General features: G+C 54.8%; 9 protein-coding genes. 3 read left to right on the forward strand and 6 right to left on the reverse strand.

What is annotated here, in order from left to right; all coding sequences use genetic code 11:
- Nucleotides 1-4: 4 nt before the first annotated feature.
- The 4 genes from IPJ68_02855 to IPJ68_02870 all read right to left on the reverse strand — a co-directional run bounded on the left by IPJ68_02855 (nucleotide 5) and on the right by IPJ68_02870 (nucleotide 4,922).
- Nucleotides 5-1,339: a DUF4012 domain-containing protein gene (locus tag IPJ68_02855; protein QQR79189.1), complete on the reverse strand. Its 1,335-nt coding sequence runs from the start codon at nucleotides 1,337-1,339 to the stop codon at nucleotides 5-7.
- A gap of 24 nt (nucleotides 1,340-1,363) precedes the next feature.
- The gene (locus IPJ68_02860) at nucleotides 1,364-2,584 is read right to left on the reverse strand and encodes a hypothetical protein (GenBank protein ID QQR79190.1); all 1,221 of its coding nucleotides are present in this window, start codon (nucleotides 2,582-2,584) and stop codon (nucleotides 1,364-1,366) included.
- Complete coding sequence (locus IPJ68_02865; GenBank protein ID QQR79191.1) at nucleotides 2,574-3,743, reverse strand: glycosyltransferase family 4 protein; 1,170 nt, start codon at nucleotides 3,741-3,743, stop codon at nucleotides 2,574-2,576. Before IPJ68_02865 ends, IPJ68_02860 begins: the two co-directional genes overlap by 11 nt.
- A 243-nt stretch (nucleotides 3,744-3,986) precedes the next feature.
- Nucleotides 3,987-4,922: a right-handed parallel beta-helix repeat-containing protein gene (locus IPJ68_02870; GenBank protein ID QQR79192.1), complete on the reverse strand. Its 936-nt coding sequence runs from the start codon at nucleotides 4,920-4,922 to the stop codon at nucleotides 3,987-3,989.
- Nucleotides 4,923-5,032: 110 nt separating this feature from the next.
- On the opposite strand from IPJ68_02870, the gene IPJ68_02875 reads away from it, so the two are divergent.
- On the forward strand, nucleotides 5,033-7,150 hold the full coding sequence (locus IPJ68_02875; protein QQR79193.1) for an acetate--CoA ligase family protein: 2,118 nt from the start codon (nucleotides 5,033-5,035) through the stop codon (nucleotides 7,148-7,150).
- Between the two features lie 76 nt (nucleotides 7,151-7,226).
- Here IPJ68_02875 and IPJ68_02880 read toward each other — a convergent pair whose 3' ends face one another.
- Nucleotides 7,227-8,558, reverse strand: coding sequence for a hypothetical protein (locus IPJ68_02880; protein QQR79194.1), 1,332 nt, complete (start codon nucleotides 8,556-8,558; stop codon nucleotides 7,227-7,229).
- Nucleotides 8,559-8,690: 132 nt separating this feature from the next.
- Between IPJ68_02880 and IPJ68_02885 the strand changes: the two genes are divergently transcribed.
- On the forward strand, nucleotides 8,691-9,434 hold the full coding sequence (locus IPJ68_02885; GenBank protein ID QQR79195.1) for a transposase: 744 nt from the start codon (nucleotides 8,691-8,693) through the stop codon (nucleotides 9,432-9,434).
- 336 nt (nucleotides 9,435-9,770) lie between these two features.
- On the opposite strand, the gene IPJ68_02890 is transcribed toward IPJ68_02885, so the two are convergent.
- Nucleotides 9,771-10,490 carry a M23 family metallopeptidase gene (locus tag IPJ68_02890; protein QQR79196.1) on the reverse strand — a complete coding sequence of 240 codons (720 nt, stop codon included), beginning with the start codon at nucleotides 10,488-10,490 and terminating at the stop codon, nucleotides 9,771-9,773.
- 238 nt (nucleotides 10,491-10,728) lie between these two features.
- On the opposite strand from IPJ68_02890, the gene IPJ68_02895 reads away from it, so the two are divergent.
- A complete protein-coding gene (locus IPJ68_02895; GenBank protein ID QQR79197.1) occupies nucleotides 10,729-11,355 on the forward strand; it encodes a transposase in 627 nt (208 codons plus the stop codon).
- The last annotated feature ends 144 nt before the right edge of the window (nucleotides 11,356-11,499 follow it).

Here is an 11,499-nt window from a genome sequence, read left to right on the forward strand (position 1 = left end):
CCTCTTACTCGAGCGCAGACCAGGTACTCGGCCGATTCAAGATGAAACTTTTTTGATCCGTCTCGTCGCCCACTCCGATGACGGTCACCGTGACGGGCACATCATTGAGTCCCGGTTGCTTCTCGATGAGCAAATCATAGTCAGCCGCCGTGATCGTTTTTGGCAAGACATAATTCCAGGTCACAGTCTTGGTCGTTCCGAGCGGCACCTGGACAATCGCCCCAAAGTACTTATGCCCCAGTTCGCTCCCAAAGACCGCCGGTTTGGCCGCACCAGTGACAGATTCGAGCCAGCTCCCTTCGGGCACATAGATCCGAGAAAACGACTGATAGTCCTTTGTCATGTAGTCCTTTTCTTTGGCCGTGTGCTCATAGGTCACGACGAGTTTCGCCTTGGGTGCCTCACCCGAGAGATCGATGGTGTAATCCATCTTCCGCCGCATCCGATAATCAGTCTTGAATGCATTCAGGTTTGAATCGACCGCGAGGAGATAATCCTGTTTCCACTCTTGATTGACCTCGCCGCTCCACCCGGCCGATCGGACCACCTGTTGCAGTCCTTCGTCCTTGAACGAAATTTGAATGTCTTTTTTGTGAAGGTCATCCAGAACCACTTTGAAAAGTTCATACTTTCCTGACACGGGCAAGGCCTTCGCCTTTTCGAGGATGATGTCACCGAGGAGATTCATGATGGATTTGCGTTCGCCCCGGGTAATCCCCTGCTTATAAAACGCCTGCTCCACCTGATACTCCAGATCGAGCACACCCGTCTCAGCATCGAATTCCCCTGGATAGCCGGGCACCTCGACGGGGCCGACCACCGAGAGAAACGACGTCAGGACATTGGTCGTGATACCGATCACCCCGTCGAGTGTCTCTTCGCCTTTACCCATCCGATAAAAATCCTCCGCTACTTTCGCATTCACCGACCAGTCCGGCGAGACATTGGAATCACGGAGCTTGAGACTTTTGACCCCAAGTGTCTCGGGCAAAGGATATGGAGCCGGGACCGTGTCCGGAATCCGACCGTCGAAGTTGACCACATCATGCGAGGCGAAGTCCGTGATCGATCCATCCTTCACCTTCAGGATACCGAACGAGCCGATGAAGCCACCGCCCGGACGAAGCTCCATATTGTTTTGAAACAAGACGAGGAAGATACGTTCTTCACCTGCGGTATTCATGAACGCTCCAGCGAGTTTGGTCAGAGTCGCGAGATCACCCGTCAGTTCCCCGCCGAACAGTCCGTCGCCCACATCGTTCATCCGCGTCGTCCAATAATACCCACCGACGAGGAGGATGACGACGATGACGAGGGTAGTCGTGAAGAAAAGTTTCATCGTGGGTATAAGCAATGATGACTTCTACATCTTACCACTCAAAAGCTCATTCAGACGGCGACGATAGTCTTCGCGTGTCGGTTCATGCGTTTGTGGTTCGGTCGGCTCAGTCTTCGCAACCTCCGGAAAGACCGGTTCAGCAGCGGCCGCATTAGCTTCGGCGGTCGCATCGATGTCGGCCTTCATGAGCCGAGCCTGCGCCCCCTGAAGCGGCGTGATCGGTCCGTCGACAATCGGCAAATTGTCCGGCGCGGCAGCATGCGACACATAACCCGCCGACACGTCTTCGGTCAGTCCAGCCCGTTCGGCTTCATAGGACAGCGAGTGATTATCCTCAGGCAATTGGCCATCCTCAACCGTCCATTCTTCAGTTTCTATGGCCGCCTCCTGCTCGATTGCTTCTGCCGCCGCTGTCTTGGCATATTCCCCCGTTTCCACCGTCTCTTCCGCCTGCCCTTCAGCAGTCGTATCAATCATCTCGGACGGCATGGCTGACATGTCCGATGCAGTCGGTTCGGGTGCAACGACTGGTTCTGTTACTGATTCTTCCGGCACGAGGGTTTCCGATTCGGCCGGCGAGACCGACTCTTCATGTCCCCAATAGGTCGGCACCCGTGGCTTGAAAGTCTCGGACGAGATGACGTATTCGCCGTCTCCCGGACGACGGCTGTGCCGCTCCGGGAATACCCACTCGATCAGCCGGTAGATAGAGAAGAAAAGCGTGGTGAAAAACAGCGCCGTCGCTACTGCCGAGAAAAGGAAGCGCGGCCAGGCGGTGAAGCGCGGGATGATCACGAGATCACCAACGATGCGGATATCGATATCGGTTTTCTGATTGTAGTACCGGCTGGCAGTCCGGACGAGCTCCGCGACGATCGCCTGCGTCAGTTGCTCTGCTTCATCACTGTCGTCACCGTGCGACGAGACATGGATGACATCACTTTGGCCGACAGAACGGACCTCGGTCCGGTCCTGCCAGATCGCCCGACGTTCCGCGGGCGTCTTGCCGGCGAACGGACTCTCGAGGGTATCGGTTGCCGCGTACACTGCAAGCGCAAATGACGTCTCGCGTGACAGAGCCACGAGATTGGCCGCGGCGCCGGTGGCAGAAACTGTCTTGGGCAAAATGAACAGCGACATCTCACCCGAATAGCCGCGCAGTTCGTCCATCCAGAACAGTCCCGCTGCGAGGAGGAGCGGGACGAAGACAGCCCAGAATGATCGACGGAAGAGATTAGACAACATGTTTGGTAATCCAGTGGTAACCGCTCGGCTGAGCATTGATCGTCTCTTGATAGACACCCGCCGTCTGGCGAGCGATGGCGTCCCAGCTGAAGGCCGCATCAATACGCGTTCGAGCCGACTCGCCGAGCCGCTTGGCCTCATCGGGCCGATTGATATAGTGCGCCATCTCCTGCTTCAGCGCTTCGACATCTTTCACGGGGAAAACCGCTCCGTACCCGCCGCGAATCACTTCGAGATTGGGAGCGATATCGGACACGACCACCGGAAGTCCATAAGCCATTGCTTCGAGCAAGGCCATCGACATCCCTTCATTTTCGGATGGCTGGACGAAGAGACCGGCATGCGTGAAGAGTGCGGCCAACCGCTTCCCTCGCAGTTCGCCGATGAAGAGGATGTTCTTCCGTCCGGCGGCCATCGTCCGCAGATACTTCTCATAGTCCGGCGTATTGGCTGGGGCACCGACGATGACAAGTTTGTAGTTATTTGGCAATTTATTGGTATCCTCGAGCTCCATGAATGCCTTGATGAGAAAATGGATACCTTTGTGACCGACGAGACGCGAGACGGACAAGGCATAGCGACCCGGTCGCAGCCCCCACTCCAAGAGGACATCCGGAGAGGCAACCATCTCCACCTCTGCACCGTTCGGGATATACACCGCATCGCAATGGTAAAAATCCTTGGCGTACTGAGCGAGCTCTTGGCTCACCGTGATCGTCCGTTCGGGGACTTTGCAGGTGAAGAACTCCGCCGCCTTCAGAAAGTTCTGTGCGAAGAATCCCCACTTCTTGTGGAAGTAGTCACGGCTGTGGAAGGTCGAGATGACGCGTGTCTTCGGTTTCAGAATGCGCGGAATGATCGAGAGGATAGACGGTCCGATCGAGTGGTAATGAATGACATCGTAATCCTGAAACAGCGCGTGCACGGTCGCAAGGAAAGAATGCGTGATCGCGTCAAGGTGCTTGGTCGAGATAGACGGCAGCGAGATAAGCCGGACGCCCCGAAACGAGCTCAGCTCTTTGGGGGTATAGTTGGGGCGTGTATAGACGGTCACCTCATGCCCAATCTGCACCAGACGCGCGGAAAGCTTTTCGACATGCTTTTCCACGCCACCCGACCGCGTTGGGATGCCCTTTTGACCGATGAAAGCGATTTTCATAGCGGTTCTAAACCAAAGGATTTAACGGTGTACAGTAGCAAAGAATGAGTCTTCTGTCAAGCCTATTTTCGACTAGAGCGACGAGTGGGGAAAATGGGCGATCAACTCACTTGAAATCCTCATTTTGAGGAAGCCCCTGTTCCGTCGACGGATGCCTGCTGGAGCCAGTGGCTTCTGGGTGAGAAAAAAGCATAAAACTGGCTACTCTGTGCCAGTTCCATGCGACCCACAAGACACTCCTCATTACCGAATCCGAAGTACCGATGAGATGGTGCCAAGACGATTGCCTTCATAACGATTGGTCGCGGTGAGCGTGAGTCCGGAGAAATCACCGTTTCCCGCCCGTACCACACGCGCGATCGCATACCGACCATTGTCGATGAACGTAGCCTTCTTGAATCCGATCGAACCGGCCGAGCCATATGAGTTCACCTCCACACCTTCGCGGCCATTCCGGCGGATGGAATTGTCCTTGCTCCAGAATGAGGCACCGTCGATGGTCAGTTTGAAACCCGAACCCCGGTTTTCGAGCACACGGTTATCCTCGAACCAGGCCTTCACTTCAGCGATGAGATCGACGCCATCACCATTGCCAGTGATATCGGTCCCGGTGACGATGAGGCTACGCTTGTCGGAATAGATACCGGCCAGTCGATTGTTCTTGATGACTGACTGATCGATAATAACCTGCTCTTTTTTGTCACGAGAACCACGGTCGATGTGGATGCCGTCGCGGGTGCTCCCCTTGACGACAGAACGCACGATTTTGGCCCGGGCATGCTCCACGACGCGCACGCCATGACGCCCACCGACGATGGTGAGCTTATTGATCTCGGTATCATCCTTCATGGTGATGACCGGCTGGTCCGGATTGTCGGCCTTGATAACGACATCGTCCATGTTCTTGCCACCGACGAGTTTGACATCCTTGGGCAGAGTGAGGTTTTCCTTGTACGTTCCCTTAGCGACATACACGGTTGTCGAGCCCTTGGCCTGCTTCAACGCCTTGGAAATAGTGCGATATGGATGGCTGTAGGAACCGTCCTGATTGCCCTTATTGTCCTCGTCGACGTAGATCGACTTGGAACCCCCGAGCACGACGACGGGGCCGAGGATCAGCGCAAAGAGCACCACGGCGAGGAGGCCATTCTTCCACTGGAGAGCGAGTGAGCTGTTCATAGTTGCGTCATTGAGCGAATAAAGCGGTAACCCACGATGCTACCAGAAGACGCCAGTTTTGTCAATTCCCCGCCGGTCGGCTACTATGAAGGATGAAAACAACACACAACATGTCCCTCCAGAGCCTGTTTGCCCCCCGGTCCATCGCCGTCATCGGGGCCTCGACGACTCCAGGAAGCGTCGGGAACGATGTCGCCAAAAATCTCATTGAGAGTGATTACTCCGGTGATGTGTATCTCATCAATCCGAAGACCGATACCCTCTTGGGCCGGGTGTGTTATCCGTCCATCGATGCTGTCCCTGGATCCATCGACCTGGCGATCATCATCGTCCCAGCAAAAATCGTCCCCGCTGTACTGCGCGAAGCGGGCGAACGACTCGTCCGTGCCGCCATCATCATCAGCGCCGGATTCAAAGAAAGTGGTCCTGTCGGTCAGGCCCTCGAGTCCGAAATCGTCACCATCGCCGAGGAATACAATATCGCGGTCCTCGGGCCGAACTGCCTCGGCTTCATCAATCCCCGACATTTCCTCAACGCTTCTTTCGCCTCGTCCATCCCGACAGCTGGATCGATTGCGTTTTTCTCCCAGAGCGGCGCCCTCACCAGCGCCTTCCTCGACCTCACCAAGGGTGTCTTCGGATTCTCGCTCTTCGCCTCGATCGGGAACAAGGCTGTCATCGATGAACCCGCCCTCCTCGAATACTTGTTCAAAGATGAGGCCACTCGGACCATCGGTCTGTACACCGAAAACCTGTCCGATGCCGCCCGCTTCATCACCCTGGGCCGGGACAATCTCCGTTCGAAGCAGGCCAAGCCGATCGTCGCCCTAAAAGCTGGGACGACTGCGGCTGGGACCAGCGCATCGAGCTCACACACGGGTGCTGTCGCGGGGAGCGATGCCGCCTACGATGCGCTCTTCCGCCAGGCGCGGATATTTCGGGCAGCGAGTTTCGAAGCCCTCACCGAACTCCTCCTCGTCCTCGATCAGAACCCTGTCCCACGCGGCAAACGGATCGCGATCGTGACCAATGCTGGTGGACTCGGTGTCCTCGCGACCGATGCCAGCATCAAGGCCGGACTCGAACTCGCAACACTCGCGGATGGGACCGTCGAAAAGCTCCAGGCGGTGTTGCCACCGGCGGCCAATACACATAATCCCATTGACGTGCTCGGTGATGCGCTCGCGGACCGCTATACCAAGGCACTCAATATCGTCGCGGCCGATGCGGGTGTCGACCTCCTCCTCGTCATCCTCACACCTCAGACGATGACCGAAGCAGAGCGCACGGCTGAGGCAATTGTGAAACTCCGTAAAGCATTCCCCCAACTCCCGATCACCACAGTCTTTTCGGGTGATCGGCTCGTCTTTCCTGGACAAGAAGTGCTCCGAAAGGCAGGTATCCCAAATCTCCTCTACCCCGAGTCTGGTGCCCGAGCACTCGGAGCGCTCGCTGAGTTCGGAGAGTGGTGTCGCTCACTTCGGACTGAGTCTCCGACAATCCTGGCAGTCGACACAGATCGGGCCCGCCAGGTACTCGCCGAGGCCCGCGCGGCCGGACAGACGCAGCTCGGCGAAGGATCAGCCGCTCGATTTCTGTCTGCCTATGGTTTTCCGTTTCTGAGAAGTGCGCTCGTCACATCGCATGATACAGCGGACGCTTTTGCCCGAGACATGGGTGCTCCCATCGCGCTGAAAATCGCCTCGCCGGACATCATCCACAAGTCCGATGTCGGCGGTGTCATCCTCAACGTGAAACCCGAAGAAGCGGCGGTCTCATACGAACACCTCCTCGCCACCGTCCGGATCCATGCGCCCCACGCGCGAATCGATGGTGTCATGGCCGTTGAGATGGCCGCAGCCGGCGGACGTGAGCTCCTCTTGGGGCTGAAGCGTGAACCCGGCCTGGGTACGCTCGTCGTCGTGGGCCTCGGCGGTATCCATGTCGAGACCTTCCGGGATATCGCCATGCGCTTCGCTCCGCTCCTCCCGTCGGACATCGATGCGATGTTGGATGAGCTCCAGTGTCTCCCGCTCCTCCTCGGTACCCGCGGTGAAACCGGCATTGATCTCGGCCAACTGAAGGTATACCTCGCACTTCTGTCGCAAATCGCGGTCGACTTCCCCGAAATCGTTGAGCTCGATATCAATCCGCTCCTCGCCTTCCCTGATGGCGCAGCCTTCCGCATCCTCGATGCCCGGCTCCGGCTCAAAAGTGATAGTAATTAAAGAAAAAGCGCCCAGGATCCATTCGGACCCCAGGCACTCAAGACCTCGTTTGTTTTGAAATCAAGTCCAGACTCCCTCAATAGACCGTGATGGGACTACTCACCGTGCAATTGTTGGCTTCATTTGACTCTGTGACCGCACTTTGATAATCAGCGCAACCCTTGAAGTAGTACGTGCCACGGGCACTGATCTTCATGCCGCCATCGTACTGCTCGCGTTCTTCACAACCGATGCAGAGTTTGGAAGCCTCGGTCCCATCATCGGTAATGTACGTCCAGGTACCGCCCGTGCCCGGACCCATGAACCAGTACGAGCTCCGGATTGCTGCTGGTGAGGGAGCGGTGCCGACGTTTTTCACGTACATCGCTGGATAGAACTTGCTCCCCGCCTTGATCGACGCTGACCCACCCGCTGGACCAACCGCTCTCACGATGAAGTCGGGTTGGGGTGGTGGTTTGGGCGCCAACGTCACCGTCAGGCTGGCTGAGTTGTTGGTCTCATCTGTTTCCGGTTGTGTTCCCTGGTAGTCGGTGAAAAAAGAGAGGGTGCAGGTTCCGACCACATTCGGCAATTGAACCGGGGTGAGGGTCTCTTCCCAAGCACTCGCACCAGCCGTGAGGCTGCTGGCCATGGTGCCATCGTCAGTGAGCAGTATGTTCGATCCCCCATTGCAGGAAACCGTGTAGGCACTGCGGATGTCAGCTGTGGCATTGACCGTGCCTTGATTGGTGATGGTGGCGCCGAGACGGACGAAGTCGCCAGCGTAGGTAGGGGCTTGGAGGAGGGTGAAGCCGCTCGGGGTGAGGTCGACATCGGGGACGTTGACTGTCCCTTCGACGACTTCAATCACTGCTTCGGTACTGCAGTTGTTGGACTCGTGCTTTTCGTCGTGCTCGCCGCCGTTGTTGTGATCGTCCTGGGGATGATCGATACAGGCGACAATATTGTAAATGCCGGGTTCCGTGATCCACTCCCGGATGACCGTATTCTTGGTCTCGGTGTGGGTATCGCCCGGTTTCAGGTTGTCGCACTGAGTCGTCGTACTGTCGAGCCTCCGCCAAGCACCGTCTCCTGAGTGGGGATCCTCCTTGTAGCCCCGGGAGAGGTAGAAGTGACTGGTGATGGTGGTGGGTTCGCCGTCCTTGATGGGACAGGTACCTTCTCCGATGTTTTCAAACTGGGCTTTGGTGTTGAAGGATTCGTTCAGGCCATACTTGTACGTCTCCGTGCCCCAGGGGGTGGTGAGCCAGGTGCGTTTGGTGATGAAATCGGGGGGGACGAGGGTGGGTGGCGCTACGCTTTGGATGGGATAGCCCTGCCCCGTACCGTAGACGGCTTTCGACGCGTTCCCGGCGACGACCGTACCCGTGTAGACATTGATGGTGTTGATGGTCCAATTCGTGCTCATCGCTTGCGCAATTTCCTGAGCACTGGCTGTCTGATACCGTTACCTTTTCAGTTGATGGAAAGTGTTGTTCTTGTTAGACTAGAGCCTCAAACCGGCTGTAAAGTTGACTTTAAGCCTTAAATTTCATTCAGCATGTCAAAAAAATGGTCACGTCACTGTCCCCGCTGCAGCAGTCGTGAGACGGTGAAGAATGGCTCCCAAGGCTACAGCCATCACTACCTGTGTCGTGCTTGTGAACATTCTTTTTCTCGTTACTTCGGGCATGATCCGAGACTGCTGTGGATCGAGCATATTGATGGGGTACCGTTTCGTAAATTAGGAGATGAATATGGTCTCTCGGGAAAACAAGCCTTCGTGAGAGTTACAAGAGAATTAGCACAACTTCCTTCCAATGACGCTCTGACGCAAACCCTCTGTGACCCGAGACGCTTCTCGGGCATCCTTGTCATGGATGGGAAGTATGTGGCGGTCAAAGGCTTTGCGAGAAAGATTCCTTTTCTCTACGGCATTGATTACTTGACCCACGATATTCCCTTCGGGGCTTTGTATACAGCGGAAGATGAGGTGTCCTTCTCACGTTTCTTCCATCAAGTGAAGCAACTTGGCTATGATCTTCAGATCGTGGTCGCCGATGACCGCTCTGGCCTGAAAAAGGCTCTCCTGAAGGTTTTTCCGTCGGCTCGGCTGCAGCTCTGCCACAACCACTACCTGGAGAATATCCGGGTGGCTTTACGGGTGCGGAGTGAAGAGCGATACCGGCCCTTCTTTTACGCTCTCAAGGAGAGCGTGTTTGGAGAACGAGAGGATGTGACGAACGCCATTCGATCTTTTGCCGCGAGCATCAAGAGAGAGAAACGTCTGCTCAAAACATCGTAAGTGAGATAGCGTACCGGCAGGAGGAACTCTTCAATTACTTGCTGCTGCCAGGCTGTCCCAACAACACCAATCTCATTGAACTCTACAATTCCCATCTCAATGGGAGGCTGAAGACGATCAAGGGTTTTCAGAGTTTTGCTTCGGCTCAGTGTTGGTTGAATGCGTGGATGATACGGAGGAGAACCAAGCCTTTTACAGATTGTGAAGCTAAATTTAAATATTTGAACGGTTACCCTTCACTCTCTTTGAGTATCAAAAAACAGGCTCGCTGGCCTGAGACATTAGTAAAACTAGGCGTAGAAGCAGTAAAACTTTTTGAAAAAAAGCGCCCTACTATCAACTGAAAAGGTAACGGTAACTGGCTGTCTCCCCCAACATCTTGTGGATGAATCGCATGAAGTTCCACCAGAGACTGCCCTCCGGGAGTACTTCACCCGGATCTTCAGCTGCAGCTACGGCATTGAACATGGGATGAAGGTCATCACAGATCTCTCTTCCAACTTCGAACATCCACGGGATACCCGCTCGAACGACTGGATCTGATAGGCCCTTGTACCACATCGTCGCAGTTTCACATGCGACAGTCTTGGGCGACCAACACACATGACCCTGACAGGCAACCTGCTTTTCTGTTGAGGGATTGAAGGCGAAGTGCGTTTGGATGAAGGCGACTGGGTTGGTGAAAGTGTTGGTGCAAGTACTATTTCCCTCGCACGGAGTCCTCCATTCTGAGTTTGCCATCATGCCCCAACCACTTTTCGCCATAGTGCGAAACGGTCCGTCATGAATGGCGAAATGCAAATGATCACCATAATCCCAGTGACCAATCTTTCCGATCGACACACCACCTTCTACTTCGGCGTACTTAGCTGGAAGGCTGCTACACTTGAGATGACCATACACAGCAGAAAACACCATGCTTTCGGTAGTTCTGTGCTCGATAACCAGGGCACAATTACCTACACCCCACTTTTTACCATCACCATCATCGTAGCTAATGTAGACTACTTTCCCATCCGCAATGGCATATGCATCTTTTCCAAGACCATGCATCATATCAACACCAACGTGGTAGAAGCCAGCAAAGTAGCTACCATATTTCGGTGCCCCGCCAGCTAACCAACCTGCCCCAGGCTGAAAATGATACCGTTACCTTTTCAGTTGATGGAAAGTGTTGTTCTTGTTAGACTAGAGCCTCAAACCGGCTGTAAAGTTGACTTTAAGCCTTAAATTTCATTCAGCATGTCAAAAAAAATGGTCACGTCACTGTCCCCGCTGCAGCAGTCGTGAGACGGTGAAGAATGGCTCCCAAGGCTACAGCCATCACTACCTGTGTCGTGCTTGTGAACATTCTTTTTCTCGTTACTTCGGGCATGATCCGAGACTGCTGTGGATCGAGCATATTGATGGGGTACCGTTTCGTAAATTAGGAGATGAATATGGTCTCTCGGGAAAACAAGCCTTCGTGAGAGTTACAAGAGAATTAGCACAACTTCCTTCCAATGACGCTCTGACGCAAACCCTCTGTGACCCGAGACGCTTCTCGGGCATCCTTGTCATGGATGGGAAGTATGTGGCGGTCAAAGGCTTTGCGAGAAAGATTCCTTTTCTCTACGGCATTGATTACTTGACCCACGATATTCCCTTCGGGGCTTTGTATACAGCGGAAGATGAGGTGTCCTTCTCACGTTTCTTCCATCAAGTGAAGCAACTTGGCTATGATCTTCAGATCGTGGTCGCCGATGACCGCTCTGGCCTGAAAAAGGCTCTCCTGAAGGTTTTTCCGTCGGCTCGGCTGCAGCTCTGCCACAACCACTACCTGGAGAATATCCGGGTGGCTTTACGGGTGCGGAGTGCAGAGCGAGACCGGCCCTTCTTTTACGCTCTCAAGGAGAGCGTGTTTGAGAACGAGAGGATGTGACGAACGCCATTCGATCTTTGCCGCGAGCATCAAGAGAGAGAAACGTCTGCTCAAAAACATCGTAAGTGAGATAGCGTACCGGCAGGAGGAACTCTTCAATTACTTGCTGCTGCCAGGCTGTCCCAACAACACCAATCTCATTGA

The organism is Candidatus Moraniibacteriota bacterium (genome assembly GCA_016699425.1).
GTDB lineage: Bacteria > Patescibacteriota > Minisyncoccia > Moranbacterales > UBA1568 > SSEF01.